The organism is Streptomyces sp. AK08-02, assembly GCF_033795085.1.
Taxonomy (GTDB): Bacteria; Actinomycetota; Actinomycetes; order Streptomycetales; family Streptomycetaceae; genus Streptomyces; species Streptomyces echiniscabiei.
In genome coordinates this window covers 163,876-187,414 of sequence record NZ_JARAZV010000010.1, presented here as the reverse complement: position 1 = coordinate 187,414, position 23,539 = coordinate 163,876, and the positions used below count along the sequence as shown (strand labels likewise).

22 protein-coding genes and 1 riboswitch are annotated in these 23,539 nt (G+C 71.7%); of the genes, 6 read left to right on the top strand and 16 right to left on the bottom strand.

The genetic code is table 11. The features are described from left to right. Window positions 1-35: 35 nt before the first annotated feature. The 7 genes from PV734_RS22035 to PV734_RS22005 all read right to left on the bottom strand — a co-directional run bounded on the left by PV734_RS22035 (window position 36) and on the right by PV734_RS22005 (window position 7,752). Window positions 36-455, bottom strand: coding sequence for a transglycosylase SLT domain-containing protein (locus PV734_RS22035; RefSeq protein WP_319093457.1), 420 nt, complete (start codon window positions 453-455; stop codon window positions 36-38). A 315-nt stretch (window positions 456-770) separates the two neighbouring features. Continuing rightward, window positions 771-1,595: an ECF transporter S component gene (locus tag PV734_RS22030; protein WP_319093104.1), complete on the bottom strand. Its 825-nt coding sequence runs from the start codon at window positions 1,593-1,595 to the stop codon at window positions 771-773. Beyond that, window positions 1,592-3,283, bottom strand: coding sequence for an ABC transporter ATP-binding protein (locus PV734_RS22025; RefSeq protein ID WP_319291173.1), 1,692 nt, complete (start codon window positions 3,281-3,283; stop codon window positions 1,592-1,594). The genes PV734_RS22030 and PV734_RS22025 overlap by 4 nt, the downstream gene beginning before the upstream one ends. After that, on the bottom strand, window positions 3,280-4,632 hold the full coding sequence (locus tag PV734_RS22020) for an energy-coupling factor transporter transmembrane component T (RefSeq protein ID WP_319093102.1): 1,353 nt from the start codon (window positions 4,630-4,632) through the stop codon (window positions 3,280-3,282). The genes PV734_RS22025 and PV734_RS22020 overlap by 4 nt, the downstream gene beginning before the upstream one ends. Next, complete coding sequence (locus tag PV734_RS22015; protein ID WP_319093101.1) at window positions 4,538-5,176, bottom strand: SCO2322 family protein; 639 nt, start codon at window positions 5,174-5,176, stop codon at window positions 4,538-4,540. The genes PV734_RS22020 and PV734_RS22015 overlap by 95 nt, the downstream gene beginning before the upstream one ends. Next, entirely contained in the window at window positions 5,173-6,423 is a 1,251-nt protein-coding gene (locus PV734_RS22010; RefSeq protein WP_319093100.1) for a prenyltransferase/squalene oxidase repeat-containing protein, read from the bottom strand. The genes PV734_RS22015 and PV734_RS22010 overlap by 4 nt, the downstream gene beginning before the upstream one ends. Before the next feature lie 110 nt (window positions 6,424-6,533). Then, window positions 6,534-6,693, bottom strand: a riboswitch (cobalamin riboswitch). A gap of 21 nt (window positions 6,694-6,714) precedes the next feature. Next, on the bottom strand, window positions 6,715-7,752 hold the full coding sequence (locus PV734_RS22005) for an MBL fold metallo-hydrolase (RefSeq protein ID WP_319093099.1): 1,038 nt from the start codon (window positions 7,750-7,752) through the stop codon (window positions 6,715-6,717). 203 nt (window positions 7,753-7,955) lie between these two features. Between PV734_RS22005 and PV734_RS22000 the strand changes: the two genes are divergently transcribed. Continuing rightward, the gene (locus tag PV734_RS22000) at window positions 7,956-9,413 is read left to right on the top strand and encodes an aldehyde dehydrogenase (RefSeq protein WP_319093098.1); all 1,458 of its coding nucleotides are present in this window, start codon (window positions 7,956-7,958) and stop codon (window positions 9,411-9,413) included. Between the two features lie 5 nt (window positions 9,414-9,418). Beyond that, window positions 9,419-9,652 (top strand): ferredoxin, encoded by a 234-nt coding sequence (locus tag PV734_RS21995; RefSeq protein WP_319291172.1) that lies wholly within the window; start codon window positions 9,419-9,421, stop codon window positions 9,650-9,652. Between the two features lie 191 nt (window positions 9,653-9,843). Here the strand turns inward: PV734_RS21995 and PV734_RS21990 are convergent, their stop codons facing one another. Next, window positions 9,844-10,509, bottom strand: a complete 666-nt coding sequence (locus tag PV734_RS21990; RefSeq protein ID WP_319093096.1) for a TetR family transcriptional regulator — start codon at window positions 10,507-10,509, stop codon at window positions 9,844-9,846. Between the two features lie 266 nt (window positions 10,510-10,775). Here PV734_RS21990 and PV734_RS21985 point away from each other — a divergent pair, with 266 nt between their 5' ends. From PV734_RS21985 to PV734_RS21975, 3 genes are read left to right on the top strand one after another with little or no spacing between them, the layout of a single operon-like run. Beyond that, window positions 10,776-12,200 (top strand): glycosyltransferase family 4 protein, encoded by a 1,425-nt coding sequence (locus tag PV734_RS21985; RefSeq protein WP_319291171.1) that lies wholly within the window; start codon window positions 10,776-10,778, stop codon window positions 12,198-12,200. Beyond that, window positions 12,194-12,949, top strand: coding sequence for a class I SAM-dependent methyltransferase (locus PV734_RS21980; RefSeq protein ID WP_319291170.1), 756 nt, complete (start codon window positions 12,194-12,196; stop codon window positions 12,947-12,949). Before PV734_RS21985 ends, PV734_RS21980 begins: the two co-directional genes overlap by 7 nt. Further along, window positions 12,946-14,016: a prenyltransferase gene (locus tag PV734_RS21975; RefSeq protein ID WP_319093093.1), complete on the top strand. Its 1,071-nt coding sequence runs from the start codon at window positions 12,946-12,948 to the stop codon at window positions 14,014-14,016. The genes PV734_RS21980 and PV734_RS21975 overlap by 4 nt, the downstream gene beginning before the upstream one ends. Window positions 14,017-14,091: 75 nt before the next feature. On the opposite strand, the gene PV734_RS21970 is transcribed toward PV734_RS21975, so the two are convergent. The 8 genes from PV734_RS21970 to PV734_RS21935 all read right to left on the bottom strand — a co-directional run bounded on the left by PV734_RS21970 (window position 14,092) and on the right by PV734_RS21935 (window position 22,290). Beyond that, window positions 14,092-14,385 (bottom strand): hypothetical protein, encoded by a 294-nt coding sequence (locus PV734_RS21970; RefSeq protein WP_006380074.1) that lies wholly within the window; start codon window positions 14,383-14,385, stop codon window positions 14,092-14,094. Window positions 14,386-14,450: 65 nt separating this feature from the next. Next, a complete protein-coding gene (locus PV734_RS21965; RefSeq protein ID WP_319291164.1) occupies window positions 14,451-15,461 on the bottom strand; it encodes an LLM class F420-dependent oxidoreductase in 1,011 nt (336 codons plus the stop codon). Window positions 15,462-15,572: 111 nt separating this feature from the next. Continuing rightward, entirely contained in the window at window positions 15,573-16,415 is an 843-nt protein-coding gene (locus PV734_RS21960; protein WP_319093091.1) for a DUF5336 domain-containing protein, read from the bottom strand. 153 nt (window positions 16,416-16,568) lie between these two features. Then, window positions 16,569-17,498, bottom strand: coding sequence for an N-acetylmuramoyl-L-alanine amidase (locus tag PV734_RS21955; RefSeq protein ID WP_319291162.1), 930 nt, complete (start codon window positions 17,496-17,498; stop codon window positions 16,569-16,571). A gap of 22 nt (window positions 17,499-17,520) precedes the next feature. After that, entirely contained in the window at window positions 17,521-18,174 is a 654-nt protein-coding gene (locus tag PV734_RS21950; protein ID WP_319093089.1) for a class I SAM-dependent methyltransferase, read from the bottom strand. Between the two features lie 164 nt (window positions 18,175-18,338). Next, window positions 18,339-20,069, bottom strand: coding sequence for an MFS transporter (locus PV734_RS21945; protein ID WP_319093088.1), 1,731 nt, complete (start codon window positions 20,067-20,069; stop codon window positions 18,339-18,341). A gap of 176 nt (window positions 20,070-20,245) precedes the next feature. Next, window positions 20,246-20,878, bottom strand: a complete 633-nt coding sequence (locus PV734_RS21940; RefSeq protein ID WP_319093456.1) for a response regulator transcription factor — start codon at window positions 20,876-20,878, stop codon at window positions 20,246-20,248. 5 nt (window positions 20,879-20,883) lie between these two features. Then, window positions 20,884-22,290 (bottom strand): sensor histidine kinase, encoded by a 1,407-nt coding sequence (locus PV734_RS21935; RefSeq protein WP_319093087.1) that lies wholly within the window; start codon window positions 22,288-22,290, stop codon window positions 20,884-20,886. A 342-nt stretch (window positions 22,291-22,632) separates the two neighbouring features. Between PV734_RS21935 and PV734_RS21930 the strand changes: the two genes are divergently transcribed. Next, window positions 22,633-23,493 (top strand): MaoC/PaaZ C-terminal domain-containing protein, encoded by an 861-nt coding sequence (locus PV734_RS21930; RefSeq protein ID WP_319291161.1) that lies wholly within the window; start codon window positions 22,633-22,635, stop codon window positions 23,491-23,493. Window positions 23,494-23,539 lie beyond the last annotated feature (46 nt).

The following is a 23,539-nucleotide window of genomic DNA, read 5'->3' as shown; positions in this document are numbered from 1 at the left end:
TTCGTAAGGGCCTACAGGTCTACTGCCGGGACGGCTCAGTACCAGTGGTGGGTCTGCCAGAAGTTCCAGGCGCCGACCGGGCTGCCGTAGCGCTCGTTCATGTACTTGAGGCCCCACTCGATCTGGGTGGCGGCGCTGGTCCTCCAGTCGGAGCCGGCCGAGGCCATCTTCGAGCCGGGCAGGGCCTGGACCAGGCCGTACGCGCCGGAGGAGGCGTTCGTGGCGGCGACGTTCCAGCCGCTCTCGCGCTCGACGATCTTGCTGAACGCGTTGTACTGCGCGTCGTTCGGGATCAGCTTCTGCGCGATCGCCTTGGCGCCGGCTGCCGAGGAGGTGGTCGCGGCCTCGGCGGGAGCCGCGGCCAGGACCATACCGGCGGTGGCGGCGGCCACGGCGGCGGTCGTGAGGGCCTTCTTCGGGGAGGCGAGGTGGCGGGCGATGCGGGAGACGAACACGGAGAACCTTTTCTTCGGGAACAGGGCCGTCGCGGCGAGCCGGTGCCACATGCTGCGGTTCTGCGTGTGTGGCGGTGACATGCGGCGGCGCCGCGACCCGTGAGGGTTCGTCGGCGCCGTGCGACTGCTCCAGAGAAACAGGCTCGAAGGCCGTCCGCAATCACCCCTTTTGCTAGTTGTGGTCGTATGTGGGCTGTACGTGCTCTTTGTGATCTGGCTCTCAATGCGCAGGTCAGAGGCGGTTTCTGTGTGGGCATGACATGGACTTCGATCTACTAATCCGCCTCGTAGGTGATCTGGGTCCTGTGGGCCGCTTCACGCGCCGGGCGCGTCGAAAGTGACCTGGCTCTCGAACGCGGCCCGTCGCGTGGCTCGGCGCAGCGCCTTGAGGACGGTCGAACCGAGGGTGAGGGTCAGGACGACGGTGAGGACCGCGCGCCCCAGGTCCCAGCCGAGCGAGGTCGCCAGGCAGTACGTGACGAAGCGGGCCAGGTTCGTGGCCAGCGGCGCGTCCGGCACGAAGGCGATGTTCGAGGCCAGCTCACCCATGAAGGGCCAGCCCGCCAGGTTCATGACCGTGCCGTACGCGACGGCGGCCAGGAAGCCGTAGCCGGCCAGAAGGAGCAGCTCCGCCCGGCCGCGCAGGCGCTCGGCGCCCGGCAGCAGGCCAGCGCCCATCGTGAACCAGCCCATCGCCAGCATCTGGAACGGCATCCAGGGCCCCACCCCGCCCGTGAGCAGCGCGGACGCGAACATGGTCACCGAGCCGAGGACGAACCCGAAGCCGGGGCCGAGGACCCGTCCGCTCAGCACCATCAGGAAGAACATGGGCTCCAGCCCGGCCGTACCGGCGCCGAGCGGGCGCAGGGCGGCCCCGGCCGCCGCGAGTACGCCGAGCATCGCCACCGCCTTCGGGCCGAGGCCCGACTCGGAGATCGTCGCCGCCACGACCGCCACGAGCAGGACGAGCAGCCCGGCGAAGAGCCAGGGCGCGTCCCGCGCGTGCGCGCTGACGGCGGAGGCCGGTGGCGCGAGAAACGGCCAGCCGAACCCCGCCACCCCCACCACGCCGACCAGGACGAGGGCGGCGGTGGAACGCGCTCCGAGCCGGACGGGACGGGGCCCGCCGGTTCCTCTCATCGCAGGGCCTCCCTCACCTGGGCGACCGTGAGCCATCGCTGCGGGGCCAGGATCTTGGTGACCTGTGGCGCGAAGGACGGTGACGCCACGACCACCTCCGCCGTCGGACCGTCGGCCACCACCTCGCCCTCGGCCAGGATCACCACCCGGTGGGCCAGCTCGGCGGCCAGCTCCACGTCATGGGTGGCCAGCACGATCGCGTGCCCCTCGGCGGCCAGAGCGCGCAGGATGCCGACCAGCCTCGCCTTCGCCCCGTAGTCGAGACCCCGGGTCGGCTCGTCGAGGAGCAGAAGAGGCGGCCGGGCGGTCAGTACGACGCTCAGCGCGAGCGCCAGGCGCTGCCCCTCGGACAGATCACGCGGGTGCGTGTCGTCCGCGATGCCCGGCAGCAACTCGGAGACCAGCGCCCGGCAGCTCCCCGGCTCGGCGCCCGCGTCGGTGTCGGCCGCCGCGCACTCGGCGGCGACCGTGTCGGCGTACAGCAGGTCACGTGGCTCCTGCGGTACGAGACCCACGCGGCGTACGAGGTCCCGGGGCGCCGTCCGATGCGGCACCGCACCTCCGACGCGCACCGAACCGGCGGCCGGTTCGACGAGGCCGACCAGCGCCCCGAGCAGCGTGGACTTCCCGGCGCCGTTACGGCCCATCAGGGCGACGGTCTCGCCGGGGGAGACGGTGAGACCGACCCGCCGCAGGGCTTCGACGCGGGCGCGCCGGACGGTGAGGGCGTCGACCTCCGCCGCGTGGACCGGGCGGACGGGGGCGAGGGGTGCCGCCGACGGTGGGTTTCGGCGGAAGCGCCGGCGGCGGCCGGGGGGTGGGGCGAGTGAGACCGCCGCCACCGGAGTCGGTGTGTGTGCCGGGTACGGCTGGTCCGCGAGTCGCGCCCGCAGGTCGCCCGCGCCGCGGCGGGCGTCGCGGACCGTCAGGGGCAGCGGGGACCAGCCTGCCAGGCGGCCCAGGGCGACCACGGGTGGGTACACCGGGGAGAGGGCCATCACGTCCGCCGGGGTGCCGACGACCGGGGGTGCGCCGGGGGAGGGCAGAAGGACGACGCGGTCGGCGTACTGCACCACCCGTTCCAGGCGGTGCTCGGCCATCAGGACCGTCGTGCCGAGGTCGTGGACGAGGCGCTGCAGGACCGCCAGCACTTCCTCCGCCGCCGCCGGGTCGAGCGCCGACGTCGGTTCGTCGAGGACCAGCACCCTCGGATGCGGGGTGAGGACGGAGCCGATCGCCACCCGCTGCCGCTGTCCCCCGGAGAGGGTGGCGATCGGGCGGTCGCGCAGGTCGGCCAGACCGAGCAGGTCCAGTGTCTCCTCCACCCGGCGGCGCATCACGTCCGGTGCGAGCCCCAACGACTCCATTCCGTAGGCGAGTTCGTCCTCGACGACGTCCGTCACGAAGTGGGCGAGCGGGTCCTGGCCCACCGTGCCGACCACATCGGCGAGTTCACGCGGCTTGTGGGTGCGGGTGTCGCGGCCGGCCACGGTCACCCGGCCGCGCAGGGTGCCCCCGGTGAAGTGCGGGACGAGTCCGTTCACGGCGCCGAGAACCGTCGACTTGCCGACCCCCGACGGGCCGACCAGGAGGACGAGTTCACCCTCCGGCACCTCGAAGTCGACGTGCCGACAGGCGGGTTCGGCGGCGTCCGCGTAGGTCACGGAGACGTCCTCGAAGCGGATCACGACGGCTCCTCGGCGGCAGTGGGCTTGCGGGGTGCGGGACTTGGGGCCGCGAAGGCCGGGAGCAGACCCAGCAACACGGCCGCCGCCGGCCACAGCGGCAGCGTCGGCGACTCCAGTGGTACGACGCCGGGACGCAGCGCCGCCGAGCCGGCGGAGCCGGCGGCGAGGATCATCAGCGCCGCCACCAGCACCCCCGACCCCGCGACCAGCCACGCCCGTACACCCCACTCGTCCGGCCGGTACCGGGTGCGAAGGGAACGCCGGCCCCCGAGCCACAGCCCGCCCAGCGCCGCCGCCAGTCCCGCCAGCAGCACCGGCAGCCCGTAGGCGCCGCCCGCCGCCGTCAGCAGCCCGTACGTGCCCGCGCAGACGCCGAGCAGGCCGCCCAGGGTGAGCGCGCCGGTCGTACGGCGGACGCCGGCCGGGACCTCGGCGGTGCGGCCGTATCCGCGCGCCTCCATCGCCGCGGCCAGCGCGACCGACCGCTCCAACGCGCCCTCCAGCACCGGGAGTCCGACCTGCAGCAGCCCCCGTACGCCCCGGTCGGGACGGCCGCGCAGGCGGCGGGCGGCGCGCAGCCGCTGGACGTCCGCGACGAGGTTCGGCGCGAAGGTGAGGGCCACGACGACCGCGACACCGATCTCGTACAGGGCGCCGGGGAGGGACTTGAGGAGACGGGCCGGGTTCGCGAGGGCGTTGGCGGCGCCGACGCAGATCAGCAGCGTGGCCAGCCGCAGTCCGTCGTACAGGGCGAAGACCAGCCCCTCGGCGGTCACCCGGCCACCGACGCGCACTCCCTGCGCCCAGTGGGGGAGCGGGAGTTCGGGGAGCGTGAGCAGGACGTGCGAGCCGGGGATCGGGGAACCGAGGACGACGGCGAAGACGAGCCGGATGACGAGGACGGCCAGACCGAGCTTGACGAAGGCGGTGTAGGAACGGGCCCAGGGGGCGTCGGTGCGATGCGTGGCCACGACGTAGCCGGCGACGGCGATGAGGAGCCCGAGCAGGAGGGGGTTGGTGGTGCGGGTGGCAGCGGTCCCGAGCCCCAGGGACCAGACCCACCAGGCACCGGGGTGCACGGGTGCCGACGCGTTCCGGCTGCGGCTGACGTGGCTGAGCGGCGCTGCTGAGGTCGGGTGCGCACTCGCGCCCCGACAGGGGCGCGGGGCTGCATCGATTGGCGGCTTCGCCCCGGGGCGCGACCAGCCCCCACCGGCCTGCGGTGAACGACGACCCGCGTGTCCAGCGGAGCGCTCACGCATGGCGGCGGCGCCGTGTCTGCCAGATCGCCGCCCCGCCGAGCGCCACCACGGCCGCGATCCCCGCGAGCAGGCCGACGGACGGGCCACCGTCCGAATCGGTATCGGTGGCCCCGGCGGACTTGCCCGCCCCCACCGTCTCGCCGCAGCCGGTGCGCGGATACCCGGTGATCGCACAGAGCAACGCGCTCGCGTCGTATCGCAGGGGACCCGCGACCGACGCGAGGGCGTCCGCCGTGGTTGCGTCGGGGGACACCCGGGCGCACGCCGTACGCGTCGCGGGCGGACTCTCGCCGGACGGCGCGTCGGCGGGCGTACCGAAGTCGATGACGAGCGCCACGCGCTTGTGGCCGTCCTGCGCGGGCGTCCTGGCGCAGACGACCGCGAACACCGCGTCGGCGCGCGGCCGGGCGGCGTCCTTCGAGTCCTGGCTCACGGCGAAACGGAAACCCTGGACGTCACCGTCGGAGGGCCGGGCGGTCGACGGCCCCTGCGTGGCGTACGTCCACGCGCCGCCGTCGCGCTCCCAGAAGGACCAGTAGCGGTAGCCGACGGCCTGGGCCTGCCCGGCGCTCGCCCAGAGGCCGAGGAGAAGGGCGGCCACCAGGAGCGGGAGGGCGCGGCGCCGGATCACGACCGCTGCTTCCTCTTGTTGCGCCCGCTGATCAGGAAACCGATACCGATACCGGCGACGAGGAACACACCGACGGTCCAGAGCGTCCCGAACCCGCTCCCGTCGTCCTTGTCGGTTTCCCTGTCGGTGTCCCTGCCGCTGTTCTCGGCGGCGGGAGTCGGGGAGACGGAGGCCGGGACGGACGCGGGCGCCGGGCCGGTCGCGTCGAGGAGGGCCACCAGGTCCTGGCCGCCGAAGTCGCGCGGATCGGCGGTCTCGGCGTGCGCCGCGAGGATCAGCTGCGCGTACGCGGCCGGCCCCGCCCCCTTCGCCCACGGCCCGGCGTTCGCCTCCAGCCAGCGCCACGCGTCGGCCGCCCGCTGTGCCTGGCCGGCCGTCGCGAGGGCGACGACGGCGTCGGCGGTGTTGCCGTAGTCGGGCTGGTCCTCGGCCCCGGCCAGCGCGGACGTCAGGTGCTTGTCCTTGGCGAGGGCCTGTACGAGGTGGGCGGCGCCGTTCCGAGCGGCCTGCCCGGGATCGTCGGAGTCCGAGCAGGCCGAAGCGGCACCGGTCGGCTTCACGGCCTCCCCGGCGAACCCCTTCCCCAGTACGCCGACCACGGCGGCGGCCGTCGCGTCGTCGTTGGCGGCGAGAGCACCCTTCTTGTCCGGCTGGTAGGCGAAGGCGCCCCCACCGGTCGCGTCGCACGGAAGAGCCAGCTTCAGCAGCAGGTCGTACGGGGTCTTCCCGCCCTTGGTGACCGTGCCGGGCTGCTCGCCGGCCGCGGCGAGGGCTCCGACGACCACGGAGGTGGAGTTCGCGTCGCTGGCCCCGCCGGCCGTGTACCCCCAGCCGCCGTCCGTGTTCTGTACGGACTTCAGCCAGGCGACGGCCTTGCCGACCCCCGTCTCCTGCCCGCCGAGGGCGGCGAGCGCCTGGACGGCGGCGCCGGTGCTGTTGGTGTCGACCAGGGTCTTGGCGTCGCAGGCCGTACCGCTGTTTGCCCGGAAGGGCGCGAAGGCACCGCTCGCGCACTGCTGCCCGGCCAGCCAGTCCACGGCCGAGGCGGCCGGCTTCACCCCGACGGTGTCCTGGGCGAGCAGCGCGAGGGACTGGCGCCAGACGCCGTCGTAGGTGGGGTCGCCGGTGCCGTACAGCCCGGCGGGGAGAGCGGCCGAGGGGGACGGCGAGGCGGCGGACGCCTGACCGCCGCCGGCCAGCGTGACGGCGATGACGGCCAGAGCCGTGGCGCTGCGGCGGACATTCATGATCGGCGGGTGCCTCTCCGTGCGGGGAGCCGGACAGCACGGGACACCCCGGGCGGCTCGGCTCCGTATGCCTCGACGGTGCCGTGCACCGGCGGACCGCCGGTGACGCGAGCCGGTCACGATCCGCACGGGGCAATCCGGCTCACAGCTCCTGACCGATGCCCAGGCTGCTCACGGTTGCGGGTCAGCGCCGGATTTGCACCGGCTTCCCCCCGTACGGGTGTGATACGACCTGCCCACTGTACCGGTCCGTGCAAACGGCACCGATTTCACACCGCCCGCCCGCCGCGCTCACACCGCCACGTACGTCACCGGCTCGCTCCCCGTCACGGCCTCCGCCTGGCCCAGCTTGACCAGTCGGCGGACGTGCGCCTCGGCCTCCGAGACCGCGATGTTCCGTGAGCCCGGGGGGATTTCGGCCCAGGGGCGGTTCCACTCCATGCGTACCGCCAGCTGCCAGGGGGTGAGGGGAGTGGTGAGCAGGGCGCGGAGGCCGGCGAGGCGTTCGTCGTGGTGGTCGAGGAGTTCCTGTACGCGGACGGCCGCGTCCGGGAAGGCGTGGCGGTGGGCCGGGAGCACCTCCGCCGGGGCCAGCCGGCCGATGCGTTCCAGGGAGTCGAGGTAGTCGCCAAGGGGGTCGGGGGTCGTCGTGTCCTCCGGGTCCTCGTACAGGCCGATGTGCGGGGTGATCCCGGGGAGCAGGTGATCTCCCGAGAACAGGCGTCCGTTGCCCGGGAGTCGGGCCGGGTGGGCCTCCTCCAGGTGGAGGCAGACGTGGCCCGGGGTGTGGCCCGGCGTCCAGATCGCGCGCAGGCGGCGGCCGGGGAGGTCGAGGAGTTCGCCGGGGACGATCTCGCGGTCGGGCAGCGCCGGCGAGAAGTTCGGGAGGATGCCGGCGGGTGTTCTGCCCAGGGTCGCCACATGGTCGGCCGGTGCTCCGGCCGCCGCCAGCTTCGCGGTCATGTAGCCGAGCCAGCGCTCGGCACGGTTGTCGCGCGTCCGCCGGACGAGCGCGATGTCGGCCTCGTGCATCGCGATCCACGCCCCGGACGCCTCGCGGACCTGGCCGGACAGGCCGTGGTGGTCCGGATGGTGGTGGGTGATCACCATGCCGTGGATATCGCCGACCGCCGTCCCGCACGCAGACAGGCCGTCGACGAGGGTGTCCCAGGACAGCGGGTCGTCCCAGCCCGTGTCGATGAGCACCGGTCCGCCGTCCGTGTCGACGACGTAGACCAGCGTGTATCCGAGGGGGTTGTTCGGGATGGGCACCCGGAGGGACCGTACGCCCCCGCCGTGGTCGGTCACCTGCGTCGACACCTGTGTCATGGGCTCCCCTGTGGCTGGGCTGCCAGCCACTATAACTAGAACCGGTTTCAATGGGAGCCCGAGTCACTTACCCCATATCCCTCGTTGTGGTGCGCGAGCTGTGGACTCCTCCGGAGGGAACTGGTAACTCTCTCCGTATCCATCTATCTGACGAACCGTCAGAGACGGTACCCGGAGAGGTAGTCGGCGAGAGGCAGTCGGCCATGACCGAGCTCGTGGAACACGGACAGCTGTTCATCGGCGGGGAGTTGACCGATCCCCTCGGCAAGGACGTCATCGAGGTCATCTCCCCGCACACCGAAGAGGTCTTCGGCCGTGTGCCGCACGCGTCGCGGGCCGACGTCGACCGGGCCGTCGCCGTCGCGCGCACCGCCTTCGACGAGGGTCCCTGGCCGCGGATGACCCTCGACGAGCGCATCGCCGTCGTCACGCGCATCAAGGACGGCATCGCCGCACGGTACGAGGAGATCGGCCGCGTCATCTCCTCCGAGAACGGCTCCCCGTACTCCTGGAGCGTCCTCGCCCAGGCCCTCGGCGCGATGATGGTGTGGGACGCGGCGATCACCGTCGCCCGCGACTTCACGTACGAGGAGTCGCGCGACGGCGTTCTCGGCCGCATCCTCGTCCGGCGCGAACCGGTGGGCGTCGTCGCCGCCGTGGTCCCCTGGAACGTCCCGCAGTTCACCGCGGCGGCCAAGCTCGCGCCCGCGCTGCTCGCCGGCTGCACGGCGGTCCTGAAGCCGTCGCCCGAGTCACCCCTCGACGCGTACATCCTCGCGGAGATAACGAAGGAGGCCGGACTGCCGCCCGGCGTCCTCTCCATCCTCCCGGCCGACCGTGAGGTCAGCGAGTACCTCGTCGGACACCCCGGCATCGACAAGGTCTCCTTCACCGGCTCGGTCGCCGCGGGCAAGCGCGTGATGGAGGTGGCCTCCCGCCAACTCACGCGCGTGACACTGGAGTTGGGCGGCAAGTCGGCGGCCGTCGTACTGCCCGACGCCGACCTCGACACCACCGTCCCCGGCATCGTCGGCGCGGCCTGGATGAACAACGGTCAGGCGTGCGTCGCCCAGACCCGCATCCTCCTCCCACGCTCCCGCTACGACGAGTTCGCGGACGCCTTCGCCCAGGCCGCGAGTGCGCTGGTGGTCGGCGACCCGCTCGACCCGGCGACCCAGGTCGGCCCGCTGGTCGCGCAACGCCAGCAGCAGCGCAACCTCGACTACATCCGCATCGGCCAGGAGGAGGGCGCGAAGATCCTCACCGGCGGAGGACGCCCGGCCGGCCTCGACCGCGGCTGGTACGTCGAACCGACCCTCTTCGGCGACGTCGACAACTCGATGCGCATCGCCCGCGAGGAGATCTTCGGCCCGGTCATCTGTCTGCTCCCGTACGGCGACGAGTCCGAGGCCGTGAAGATCGCGAACGACTCCGACTACGGGCTCTCCGGCAGCGTGTGGACGGCCGACGTCGCGCACGGCATCGACCTGGCACGGCAGGTCCGTACCGGGACGTACTCGGTGAACACCTTCAGCCTCGACATGCTCGGCCCGTTCGGCGGCTACAAGAACTCCGGACTGGGGCGGGAGTTCGGGCCCGAGGGGTTCAGCGAGTACCTGGAGCACAAGATGATCCACCTCCCGGCCGGTTGGGAGGGGTAACGGGCATGGGCGACCGCTGGCACGTGGAGGTGGACCGCTCGCTGTGCATCGGCTCGGCCCAGTGCGTCCACCGGGCCCCGGACGGATTCCGCCTCGACAACGGGATGCAGTCCCACCCGGTCGAACCGGACACGGACGCCAACGAGAAGGTGCTGGCCGCGGCGGAGAACTGCCCGGTGGAGGCGATCATGATCACGCTGCTGGAGGGTGGGGAGGCGGTGTTTCCGCCGGAGGAGTGAGGGGGGTTTCCCACCCACCCGCCCGTTCACCGCATGTGTCCAGCGCGGGCGGCACCTCTCCGGTGCGGGCCCGCACCTTCAGCCCGTCCGGCGCTTGAGGACAAGGCCCGTTCAGGGCCGACAGCGGGGGTCTGGGGGCGCAGCCCCCAGGAACGGGATGGGACGGGTAGGGGCGGCGGGGGCGAAACCCCCTACCGCCCCTCCCCGGAGGGATCTGTCAGGTCGATCAGCCGACACACCGTCTCGATGTCGATCTTCACCTGCGCGATCGACGCCCGCCCCGAAAGCCAGGTCACCAGCGCCGAGTGCCACGTGTGCTCGATGACGCGAACCGCCGACAGCTGCTCGGGAGTCGGGTGGCGGCCCGCGCCCGGATCACCCAGCCCCATCGAGTCCAGGATGATCGCCGTCGTCTGGCGGGAGACCTGGTCGACCTCCGGCGAGACACTGCGGTCCGCGAAGGTCAGCGCCCGCACCATCGCGTCCGCCAGATGCGGCTCACGCTGCAGGGCGCGGAAGGCGCGCATCAGCGTCTCCGCGACCCGCTCCGCCGCCGTCTCGCCCGTCGGCGGCTTCTTGCGCAGCGTGCCGTGCATGTGTTCCAACTGGTCCTGCATCGTGGCGACCAGCAGATGGACCTTGGACGGGAAGTACCGGTAGAGCGTGCCGAGCGCGACCTGCGAGGACTCCGCGACCTCCCGCATCTGCACCGCGTCGAAACCGCCCCGGCTCGCCAACTGCGCGCTCGCGTGCAGGATCCGGCGCCGACGGGCCTCCTGCCGCTCCGTGAGCGGAGCGGAGGGCGGCGGCGAACTCGGTCGCGCCGGGTGTGCTTCCACCTTCGCGTCGGCAGACATGGGGTCCCGTTCCGTGACAGTCGGTGATCGCCCGGTCGTCGGGCGGCGATCGGTCAGTCGTTTGTCAGCAAACAGTCAGCAAGCAGTCGGCAGCATGGCACTTCGGGTTGTGTGTCCGCCGTGGCGCGAATCACCTGATCCACCGCTCACAGCCGACGTACCTGCCGGTAGATTCGGAGCCTCCTGAACGATCAAGTCTGAAACTTGTTCTAGATTAGCGTCCCGTCGTAGTGTCGCGGGAAACCGTGGGGAGAAGGGGGCCGGGAGTGACGGCCGAGGCCAGCGAGGCAGGCCCTCCGGGGGATCCTGCAGCGGACGGCGAGCGACCGCTCAACATCGCACTTCTGACCTACAAAGGGAACCCGTTCTGCGGCGGACAGGGCGTCTACGTACGCCATCTGTCCCGCGAACTGGCCCGGCTCGGTCACCGCGTCGAGGTCATCGGCTCCCAGCCGTACCCGGTGCTGGACGTGCTCGACGGACGAGCCGGGCGTGCCCCGGGTCCCGACCCCGTCCTCACCGAGCTGCCCAGCCTCGACCTCTACCGTCAGCCCGACCCCTTCCGCACTCCGGGGCGTGACGAGTACCGCGACTGGATCGACGCGCTCGAAGTCGCCACGATGTGGACCGGCGGCTTTCCCGAACCGCTCACCTTCTCCCTGCGCGCCCGCCGCCAACTGCGCGCCCGCAGCGGTGAGTTCGACGTCGTGCACGACAACCAGACACTCGGGTACGGCCTGTTGGGTGACATCGGCGCGCCGCTCGTCACCACCATCCACCACCCCATCACCGTGGACCGGCAGTTGGACCTGGACGCGGCCGACAGCAGGCGTCGGCGGATGTCCGTGCGGCGCTGGTACGGCTTCACCCGTATGCAGAAGCGGGTGGCCCGCCGGCTGCCGTCCGTGCTCACCGTCTCGGGTACCTCGCGCCAGGAGATCGTCGACCATCTCGGCGTACGGGAGAGCCGCATCCACGTCGTGCACATCGGCGCGGACACCGACCTCTTCTCACCCGACCCGGCGGCACGCCAGGTACCGGGCCGCATCGTGACCACGTCCAGCGCGGACGTTCCCCTCAAGGGGCTGGTGTACCTCGTCGAGGCGCTCGCGAAGGTCCGTACGGAACATCCCGCGGCCCACCTCGTGGTCGTCGGCAAGCGTGCCGAGGACGGGCCCGTCGCCCAGGCCATCGAGCGGTACGGCCTCGAAGGTGCCGTCGAGTTCGTGAAGGGCATCTCGGACCCGGAACTCGTCGACCTGGTGCGCTCGGCGGAGATCGCCTGCGTACCGTCCCTGTACGAGGGCTTCTCGCTCCCGGCGGCCGAGGCGATGGCCACCGGTACGCCCCTGGTCGCCACCACCGGCGGAGCGATCCCGGAGGTGGCCGGCCCCGACGGCGAAACCTGCCTGGCGGTCCCACCGGGCGACCCCGGAGCCCTGGCCACCGCCCTGGCCACCCTCCTCGCCGACCCGGCGCTGAGAGCACGTCTGGGCCGGGCCGGCCGCGAACGCGTACTGGCCCGCTTCACCTGGGCCCGAGCGGCGGAGGGCACGGCAGCGCACTACCGCGAGGCCCTGGCCCGCGCGAAGTCCGGCCCGAAAGCCCCGGCCGGTGCCGTCCCCGTGACGGCGGCCTCGTCCAACCCTCCACTCGAATTCCCCGACCGCGAAAGCAGGACTTCGTGCTGACCGTCGACTTCACCCGGTTCCCGCTGGCGCCGGGCGATCGCGTCCTGGACCTCGGCTGCGGAGCCGGGCGGCACGCGTTCGAGTGCTACCGGCGTGGTGCCCAGGTCGTCGCGCTCGACCAGAACGGCGACGAGATCCGCGAGGTCGCCAAGTGGTTCGCGGCGATGAAGGAGGCCGGCGAGGCGCCCGCCGGGGCCACCGCGACGGCCATGGAGGGCAACGCCCTGGCCCTGCCGTTCCCCGACGAGTCCTTCGACGTCGTGATCATCTCCGAGGTCATGGAGCACATCCCGGACGACAAGGGCGTACTCGCGGAGATGGTCCGGGTGCTGAAGCCCGGCGGCCGGATCGCGATCACCGTGCCGCGCTACGGGCCGGAGAAGATCTGCTGGTCCCTCTCCGACGCCTATCACGAGGTCGAGGGCGGCCACATCCGCATCTACAAGGCGGACGAACTGCTCGCGAAGATCCGGGAAGCGGGACTGAACCCCTACGGCACCCACCACGCCCACGCGCTCCACTCCCCGTACTGGTGGCTGAAGTGCGCGTTCGGCGTGGACAACGACAAGGTGCTGCCGGTGCGCGCCTACCACAAGCTGCTGGTCTGGGACATCATGAAGAAACCGCTGGCCACCCGGGTCGCCGAGCAGGCGCTGAACCCGCTGATCGGCAAGAGCTTCGTGGCGTACGCGACCAAGCCGCACCTCCCGAGCCTCGCCAAGGCCGAAGCCGAGGTGGCGGCCAAGTGACGACCCCCCGGACAGAACACCTCGTCCTGCCCGGGGTCCTCACCGCCGAGCAGGCCGCCCTCACCGTCCGCGGGATCCTCGCGGAGCAGCGGGAGGACGGGGCCATCCCGTGGTTCCGGGGGCACCATCTCGACCCGTGGGACCACACCGAGGCCGCGATGGCCCTGGACGCGGCCGGTGAGCACGAGGCCGCCGAGCGGGCGTACTTGTGGCTTGCCGCCCACCAGCTCCAGGACGGCTCCTGGTACGCCGCGTACGCCGACGGGGACGCGGACGCCGTCACCGACCGGGGACGGGAGACCAACTTCGTCGCCTACGTGGCCGTCGGCGTCTGGCACCACTATCTGTCCACCGGCGACGACAACTTCCTGGACCGGATGTGGCCGACGGTCTTCGCCGCCGTCGAGTTCGTCCTCCAGCTGCAGCAGCCCGGCGGCGAGATCGGGTGGAAGCGCGAGGACGACGGCACCGAGGTCAAGGACGGGCTGCTGACGGGCAGTTCGTCCGTCCACCACGCCCTGCGCTGCGCGCTCGCCATCGCCGAGGAACGTGAAGAACCGCAGCCCGACTGGGAGTTGGCGGTGGGCGCGCTACGGCACGCGATCCGCCGGCACCCCGAGCGGTTCCTCGACAAGGACCGCTACTCGATGGACTGGTACTACCCGGTCCTGGGCGGCGCGTTGACGGCTGCGGAGTCCAAGTCCCGGATCGAGGAGAGCTGGGAACGCTTCGTCGTCCCCGGCCTCGGAGTGCGCTGCGTCGTGCCCAACCCGTGGGTGACGGGCGGCGAGTCGGCCGAACTCGCCCTGGCGCTCTGGGCGGTGGGCGAGTCCGACCGTGCTCTGGAGATCCTCCAGTCGATCCAGCACCTGCGCGACGAGGAGAGCGGCCTGTACTGGACGGGCTACGTGTTCGACGCCGAGGCGATCTGGCCGCGCGAACTCACCACCTGGACGGCGGGCTCACTGCTCCTCGCTGTCGCGGCACTTGGCGGTCATGAGGCGACGTGTGCGGTGTTCGGGGGCTGGTTGTTGCCCAGGGGGCTGGACCCGGACTGCTGTCTGTAGAGCCGCGGGTGCGTTGCGGCTGGTCGCGCGGTTCCCGGCGCCCCTGTCGGGGCGCCGGGCGCCCGACCGTGTCGCTCAGTGGCGGTTGATGCGGTTGGCGATGGCGTGGCCCACGAACAGGTAGACGACGGCGGCCAGTCCGTAGCCGGCGACGACCCGGGCCCACTGTTCGTCGAAGGTGAAGAGGTCGTGCGACCAGCCTGCGAGCCAGGCGGCCGCGTCATGGACGACCTGCACGAAGTCGTTCGCGCGGTTGGCGTCCAACAGGTACATCAGGATCCAGAGGCCGAGGATGACGGCCATGATGTCGGCGACGATCGCGATGATCGTGCCGGCCTGATTGCTACCACGGCGATATGCAGGGGACATGTCCTTCGGATTGCCCCGATATCCAGTACGAAACCAGCCGTCGTCAACCTGTCGTCAGCCTGCCGTCAGGAGTTGAGCTCGGCGAGCACCCGCAGGGTGTGCGGGTCGGGGGAGAGGACGAGAAGGTCGGTCACCGGTCCCTTGCGCCACAACTTCAGCCGCTCCGCGATGCGTTCACGCGGCCCGACGAGGGAGATCTCGTCGGCGAAGGCATCCGGCACGGCGAGCACGGCCTCCTCCCGCCGTCCGGCGAGGAACAGCTCCTGGATCCGCCGGGCCTCCTCCTCGTACCCCATGCGGGCCATCAGATCGGCGTGGAAGTTGCGGGCCGCGTGGCCCATGCCGCCGATGTAGAAGCCGAGCATCGTCTTCACGGGCAACAGCCCCTCGGAGACGTCGGCACAGACCCGGGCCTGCGCCATCGGCGCGACGAGGAACCCCTCCCCGGCATCACGCAGCGGCTCCTCGTACACCCCGGCCCGCAGCGGGGACCAGTACAGGGGCAGCCAGCCGTCGGCGATACGGGCGGTCTGGGCGATGTTCTTGGGCCCCTCCGCACCGAGCAGCACGGGGAGTCGGGCCCGCAGGGGATGGGTGATCGACTTCAGCGGCTTGCCGATGCCGGTGCCGTCCGGGCCGTCGTACGGCAGGGGGTGGTAGCGCCCGGCCAGCTGGACGGGAGCCTCGCGGCGCAGGACCTGGCGTACGACATCCACGTACTCCCGGGTCGCGGTGAGCGGCGACTTCGGGAACGGGCGCCCGTACCACCCCTCGACGACCTGCGGGCCGGAGAGTCCCAGCCCGAGCATGACGCGTCCGCCGGAGAGATGGTCGAGGGTGAGGGCTTGCATCGCGGTGGTCGTCGGCGAGCGGGCCGCCATCTGGGCAACTGCCGTACCCAGCTTGATCCTTGACGTCTGGGCCGCGATCCACGTCAGCGGGGTGAACGCGTCCGAGCCCCAGGACTCGGCGGTCCACACCGAGTCGTAGCCGAGCCGTTCGGCCTCCTGGGCGAGCGGCACATGGTCCGGGGAGGGGCCACGACCCCAGTAGCCGAGCGCGAGACCGAGCCGCATGCCTGCCTCCTGACGGTCCGTCAGATGTGATGACGCTGGCGGCGACTGTACGACAACGGCCCCCTGCCCGGAAGGGCAAGGGGCCGGAGCCGACGTATCCCGCGGACGGTGTCAGCCGCGCTGGATGCCGGAGGCGTCCTGCAGAACGCCGCGACGGCCGTCCTGCGTCTGGGCGATGAGGCTCGGCCCGCGCTGCTCGACAGCCAGGTACCAGGTACCCGGGGCCAGTTCGGCGATCGGCGTCGGCGAGCCGTCCTCCGCGAACAGCGGACGCGGCACCGGCACGGCGAACCAGAACGGGGAGAAGTCCGCGGCCGGCGGCTGTGCCTGCTGCGGCTGGGCGGCGCCGCCACCGGCACCGAAGGGCAGACCGGTCTGCGGCTGGCCGCCGTACGGCGGCTGCTGCGCGTCGGCGCCCGGGTAGCCGTAGCCGCCCTGGGGCTGCCCGCCGGGGTAGGGCTGGCCACCGTAGGGCTGCGGGGCGGCCGGCTTGGGGGCGCCGATCAGGGCGCCCTTGAGGGCCGGAACCAGCGGGGTGGCCACGGCGGCGCCGGCCATGACGACCGTGGCGACGAGGGCGAGGATCAGGCCGGTGCCGGCGTCCGGGCCCGAACTGGCACTGTCGCCGACGTTGTTCGCGCCGCCCGCCGGGTCGAAGACGTTGCCGAGCGCGCTCCAGGCGGCGAACACGGTGAAGGCGACACCGAACTGGCCGAGCTCGATGCCCGCGACCTTCGGCACCTGCGGCAGACCGTGCGACACCACGACGAGCGCGGCACCGATGAGGCCGGCGAGGACGACGCCCATCAGAACCGGCCCACTGGACCAGGCGCTCGGCATGTCGAGGCCCGTGGCGCCGTCGACGGAGAAGATGTCGAGGAACGACGCGATGAACAGCAACACCGCTGCTCCGATCACCACGCCGTCGCCTCGAGTGAGGGAGCGGATATTCACTTCAGGTCCTCAGGTCCTTCGTAGGTCGTGTCGTCGTCATTCGGTCGGTCGCCATCCATGCGCGGTCGGCCGTCAATCGATCGTGCGATCGTGCGTAGGGGCACGACATTATCGTCCGCTCATGTGGGCTGTCCGCCGGGATGCACGCGTTGATCACGACCCGCGCAGAAAACTCACGATTCCCTCAGAGATCCCTTGTGCCGCTTCCTGCCTCCACGCACCGCTGGTCAGCAGGGCCGCGTCCTTGCTGTCGCGCATGTTGCCGCACTCGATGAACACCTTCGGAACCGTTGACAGATTGAGACCGCCGAGGTCCGTGCGGGTGTCCAGACCGGTACCGTCACCGATGTAGTTGGAGGGCGCGGAGCCGGTGGCGGCGGCGAAGCCGGCCTTGATGCTCTCGCCGAGAAGCCGGGACGAGGCGACGATCGGCCGGGTGTCCGCGGCGCCCTTGTGGACCGCCCCCGGCAGGATCACATGGAACCCGCGGTTGCCCTGCGTGCTCCCGTCGGCATGGACGGAGACGACGGCGTCGGCGTGCGCGGCGTTACCGATCCGGGCGCGCTCGTCCACGCAGGGCCCGTAGGCGTAGTCGGACGGGTCGCCGTTCTGGGTCAACTTCACGGTGGCGCCCTGCTGTTCGAGAACCGTCCGTAGCCGCCGCGCGACATCGAGGGTGAACTCGGCCTCCGTGTAACCGCTGTTGGTGGCGGTTCCGGTGGTGTCGCATTCCTTCGAGTTCGTGCCGATGTTCACCTTGCGGGCGATCTCGGCGGTGTGCTTGAAGTTGCCGGGGTTGTGCCCGGGGTCGATGACGACGACCTTGCCCGCGAGGGGAGCGGCGGGTTCGCTGGGCGTGCTGTAGCCGGGCGGTCCGATCGGCGACAGGGGTTCGTAGGCGCCGCTGGACAGCGAATTGCCCGTGCCGTCACCGCCACCACTGCCGGCGTCGGCGAAAGCCTCCCAGACGAACCACCCGCCCGCCCCGCCCAGCACCAGCACGGCGAGGGCGACGGCCAGCGGACGGCGCAGCGAGGAACGAGGGGGCTGGGGCGGCTCGAAGCCGGGGCCTGCGTACGACACGACAGTGACTCTAACCGGGGCCTCAGATCCCGGCGCCCGTTCGCCGCAGGACGCGCAGCGAGTCGGTCGCGGAGACCTCGGTGAAGGCGCCGGAGGCGAGGGCTCGGAGGTAGACGCGGTAGGGGGCCTGGCCGGTGAACTCGTCCTCGGGGTCGGGGAAGACGTCGTGGATGAGCAGGAGGCCGCCCTCGGCGACGTGCGGGGCCCAGCCCTCGTAGTCGGCGGTGGCGTGCTCGTCGGTGTGGCCCCCGTCGATGAAGACGAGGCCGAGCGGCGAGTTCCAGATCCGCGCCACCTGCGGAGACCGCCCGACGACCGCGATGACGTGGTCCTCCAACCCGGCCGCGTGGAGCGTACGCCGGAAGGTCGGAAGGGTGTCCATGACACCCAGCTCCGGATCGACGGTCGCCGGGTCGTGATAGTCCCACCCCGGCTGCTGCTCCTCGCTGCCCCGGTGATGATCGACGGTCACCGCGGTGACCCCGGCCGCCCGGGCCGCGTCGGCGAGCAGGACCGTGGAACGCCCGCAGTACGTCCCGACCTCCAGCAACGGCAGCCCGAGCGCCCCCGCCGCTACGGCGGCCTCGTAGAGCGCGAGCCCCTCACCGACGGGCATGAACCCCTTGGCCGCCTCGAAGGCGGCCAGAATCTCGGGCTTGGGCACTGCCGCGGTCATAGGGGCCCTTTCGGTCGTACGGACGTGCGGGAGCCTCATGCTGTCGTACAACCCGGGTGATGTGGACGACGGGGGGTGCCCCTATGGGGGCGCGGGGAACTGCGCGACCAGCCACAACGGGCCCGCAGCCAAAAACGCACCCCCGCGCCCGGTGCGCGCAGCGCCTATGCGCTGACAGTCTCGCCGGGCAGAGACAGGTCCACGTCGACCGTCCCGTCCGCCCCCGCATGGGTCGCGGACGACGCGAGCGGCCCATGGCCGGAGGCCCGCGCGGCCAGGACGTACGCACCCTGCGAGGGGACGGCGAGCGCGTAGCTCCCGTCTGCTTCGGAGAGCGTCGTGCCCGCCTGGCGCCCACGCTGGTCGATCAACGTGACCTTGGCACGCGCGACCGGGCTGCCGTCGGCGCCCAGCACCCGCCCACGGAACCCGGAGCCGAGCACGGCGTCCTCCTCACTGCTGGCCCGCAGCTGCGGCTTGCTCGCCGCGCGCCGGCCCGGCAGGAACAGGGCCAGCAGCAGACCGACCGCGACCGCGCCCGTGGCGATGACGAAGGAGACCCGGAAACCGTGCATCGTGGGGATCGCGACGCCGCCCACATGGTTCGCGGTGTTGGCGAGCACCATGCCGATGACGGCGCTGGACACCGACGTACCGATGGAACGCATGAGGGTGTTGAGGCCGTTGGCCGCGCCGGTCTCGGAGGCCGGGACCGCGCCGACGATCAGGGCGGGGAGCGAGGAGTAGGCGAGACCGATTCCCGCGCCCAGAACCACCGCGATGACGAGGGACTGCCACGCGGCGCTCATCAGGCCGAGGCCGGCGCCGTAGCCGATCGCGATGATCAGCAGGCCCAGGATCAGCGTCACCTTGGGCCCGTACTTCGCGGACAGCCGAGCGTAGACCGGCGCCGTGAACATCATCGTCAGGCCGAGCGGCGCCACGATCAGGCCCGCCACGACCATCGACTGGCCGAGGCCGTAGCCGGTGGAGGTGGGCAGCTGGAGGAGCTGGGGCAGGACGAGCGAGACGACGTAGAACGAGACGCCGACCATGATCGAGGCGAGGTTGGTGAAGAGGACGGCGGGCCGGGCGGTGGTCCGCAGGTCCACCAGCGGGGCCTTCAGACGCAGCTCCAGCACGCCCCACAGGACGAGCACGACGGCGGACGCGCCGAACAGGCCGAGCGTGGTGCCGGAGGTCCAGCCCCAGTCGCTGCCCTTGGTGATCGGCAGGAGGAAGAGGACGAGGCCTGCGGAGAGCCCGATGGCTCCGAGCACGTCGAAGGTGCCCTCGGCGCGCATCTGCGACTCGGGTACGACGACCAGGGTCAGGACGATCGCGAGGGCGCCGATGCCCGCGGCGCCGTAGAAGAGGGCGTGCCAGTCGGAGTGCTGGGCGATCAGGGCGGCGAGGGGGAGCGCGAGGCCGCCGCCGACGCCGACGGAGGAGCTCATCAGGGCCATCGCCGAGGGGAGCTTCTCGCGGGGCAGCATGTCGCGCATCAGGCCGATGCCGAGGGGGATGGCACCCATGGCGAAGCCCTGGAGCGCGCGTCCCACGATCATGATCAGCAGGTCGCTGGTGAGCGCGCTGACCAGGGCGCCGACCACCATCACGGAGAGGCTGGCGATCAGCAGGCGTCGCTTGCCGTACAGGTCACCGAGCCGGCCCATGATCGGCGTGGCCACGGCCCCGGACAGGAGCGTCGAGGTCAGCACCCAGGTGGCGTTGCTGGGCGAGGTGCTCAGCAGTTGGGGCAGGTCCTTGATGACGGGGACGAGCAGGGTCTGCATGACCGCGACAACAATGCCCGCAAAGGCGAGCACCGGGACGATTGCCCCGCCCGTTCTGCCGGTTTCGCCGGCGGGCCGGTCGGTCGTCGTGTGCGTCATGGGGTGGAGCCTCCAGGCGGATCCGGGCGGGGTGGTGTGCGGGTTGCGTGAGTGATGAACCCGTGTGCCTGGGCAACTATTCCGATGTTTTGGCGTACTAACTAATCCTTGACCTGCTTATGGGAATCTGATCCACCGTCACGGCCGCCGACCTCGTGCGGGCCGCGCCGGAGACGCTAGAGCCACCCCTGCTGCCGGGCCTCCCGCACCGCCTCCGTCCGGTTGCGGGTCCGCGTCTTCCCGATGGCGGCCGAGAGGTAGTTGCGGACCGTCGACTCGGAGAGGTGAAGCCTGACGGCGACATCGGCGACCGTCGCCCCGTCCACCGAGGCGTTCAGGACGTCGCGCTCCCGCTCCGTGAGCGGATTGGGCCCGGCGCTGAGCGCGGCGGCGGCAAGGGCGGGGTCGATGACCGTCTCCCCGGTCAGTACCCGTCGGATCGCCGCGGCCAGCTCCTCCACGGGCCCGTCCTTGACGAGGAAACCTGCGGCCCCCGCCTCCATGGCCCGCCGCAGATAGCCGGGGCGGCCGAACGTGGTCAGGATCAGCACCCGGCAGTCCGGGGCCTCGTCGCGGAGAAGGGCGGCGGCGTCCAGACCGCTGATGCCGGGCAGCTCGATGTCGAGGAGGGCCACGTCCGGACGGTGGAGCAGGGCCGCGTCGACGATCGCGTCACCGGCCCCGACCTGGGCGACGACCCTGATGTCCGGCTCCATCCCGAGCAGCAGGGCGAGAGCGCCTCGCATCATCTGCTGGTCCTCGGCGAGGAGGACTCTGATGGACTTCGCGGGACGGTGATCCCGGGGCATCTCGTTCACGGGGTAAGGGTAGGGCGGACATGGGGGCTGAGCGGGGAGAGAGGCGGGGACCCGACCGTCAGGTCGGGCAGCTCGGCCGTGACCAGGAACCCGCCCTGCGGCATCGGACCCGCCGACAGCGAGCCTCCCACCGCCGCCAGGCGTTCCGTCAGCCCCTTGAGCCCCGTGCCGCCGACCCCCGGCCGCGTGGACACCATGGGCGCGTCCACCCCCGTCCCGTTGTCGGCGACCCTCAGACGCACCCGCTTCGCCGTACCGGCTGTGCCCGTGTCACCCGTGCCCGTGCTACCTGTGCCTGCGCCGCCCGCGTCGGTGCTCACACCCGCCCCCTCCGCACCCTCGGTGCCCTCCGCACCTTCCGTACCCGCCCCCTCGACCGTGATCTCGCATCGGGTGGCGCCGCTGTGCCGCAGGACGTTCGTGACCGCCTCCCGTACCACCCACCCCAGCAGCGCCTCCGCCGACGACGACAGGGGCGGGCCCGAGCGGTGGATCACCGGAGTGACGGCCGCCGCCGTCAGGGCCGAGTCCGCCCGGTCCAGTTCCGCGGCCAGGCTGCTGCCCTGCCGATATCCGGTCACCGCCTCGCGGATCTCCGTCAGGGCCTGGCGGCCCACCGACTCGATGTCGGTGATCTGGAGCAGGGCCGCGTCCATGTTCCGGGGCGCCAGACGACGGGCCGCCTCCGACTTCACCACGATCACCGACAGGGTGTGGCCCAGCAGATCGTGCAGGTCGCGGGAGAAACGCAGCCGTTCCTCCTCGACCGCCCGGTGCGCCAACTCCTCACGCGCCGACCGCAGTTCACGCACCGCCTCGCTCAGGGAGAGGATCGCCGCCGTCACCATCGTCGACAGGAAGGTCCCGTACGCCACGTTCAGCGCGTCCCAGCCGTCCCGCACCGCGGAGACGCCCGCCGCGAGGGCGGTGAGGGCGAGTCCGGTACGGCCCAGCCACGGGCCCCTCATCACCGCGCCCGTGGCCAGCCCGAGCAGCGGGAAGAAGTACAGCCAGCTGCCCCCGTACACGATCGCCAGTGCGCAGGTCACCGCGCCCATCACGGCGAGCGCCACCCGCGTCGACCGGGCGTCCCGGGTCTCCTTCACGAAGGCGCGGAACGTGACGTAGATGTAGAGGGAGTTGAAGGTGAGGAGACCCACCGCGCCGATCCAGGGCAGCGGGGTCCGGCCCTGGAGGAGGTTGGAGAAGGAGCCCATGCCCATCAGCAGCCAGGGCAGCAGGGCGAAGCCGGTGGGCGGCGGCCCCGGGTTCTCCGGTTCCGGCACACCCGCCTTCCGTGCGGCACGCCTGGCGGCCTTGTACCGCTCCATGTCCGCCCGCCAGCGCACCCGTTCGGCCCGCCACTCGCCCGCCTGACAGGCGGCCTTTCGCATCCAGAACATGGACGACAGCGTACGAAGCGAGCATCGGGCCGGGCAGATGCCGATGTACGGACTTCGGCAGGACAAATGTCCTGCCACGTGTCCTGCCCCGGAGTGCCGGGCGCCCGACCCCCGGCCTCCGGACGGCATACCTGACACAGTGTCAGGAGTATTCACAACTCGGGACCGCTCGGCTATACAACAGGGGGCGCCGGACTGGAACGCGTTCTAGATCGGCCCGTATCGACCTCGGTACGGCCGACGGTGCGGACGGTCGTACCGAGGTCTCAGTCCCGCAAGCCGCCCGCCACGCGAGCCGCCCGTCCTGTGAGTGGCCCGCTCCGTTCGCCGATCAGGAGACCCATGCCCATTGACGCCGCCAAGGCCGTCGCCGCCGAACCCCGGTCCGCGGAGATCGCCTGGGGTCGCAAGGACGTCCAGCTCTACCACCTCGGCATCGGCGCCGGTGTCCCCGCCATCGATCCCGGCGAGCTGCGCTACACCCTCGAATCCCGGCTGCACGTCCTGCCCAGCTTCGCCACCGTCGCGGGCAACGACTCCCCGGACGTGATCAGCGGCCTCTCCATGCCCGGCGTCGACGTCGACCTCGCCCACGTCCTGCACGGCGGCCAGAGCATCGAGCTGCACCGCCCGATCCCGGTCGAGGGCAGGGCACGCGCCACCGGGAGCATCGCCGCCGTGTACGACAAGGGCAGCGCGGCGATCCTCGTCATGCGCACCGAGGTCGCGGACGCCGAGGGCCCGTTGTGGACGAGCGACGCGCAGATCTTCGTACGGGGAGAGGGCGGCTGGGGCGGCGACAGGGGGCCCTCGAACCGGCTCCCGGCGCCCGACGTCGAGCCCGTGAAGGTCGTCGAGCGGACCGTCCGGGAGGACCAGGCGCTGCTCTACCGGCTCTCCGGCGACTGGAACCCCCTGCACGCCGACCCCGAGTTCGCCGCACGCGCCGGATTCGAACGGCCCATCCTGCACGGGCTGTGCACCTACGGCATGACACTCAAGGCGGTCGTCGACACGGTGCTCGGCGGCGACGTCGGCAGGGTCCGCGCCTACCGCACCCGCTTCGCCGGGGTCGTGTTCCCCGGGGAGACCCTGCGCATCCGGATGTGGACGCCCGAGCCGGACCGCGTCCAGGTGTCGGTCACCGCCGTCGAACGGGACGACGCGCCCGTACTGGCGGACACGGTCGTCGAACACTCATGAACCGCACACACGTGGGTTGAACCAAGCACGTTCCTGAGGGGAGCCG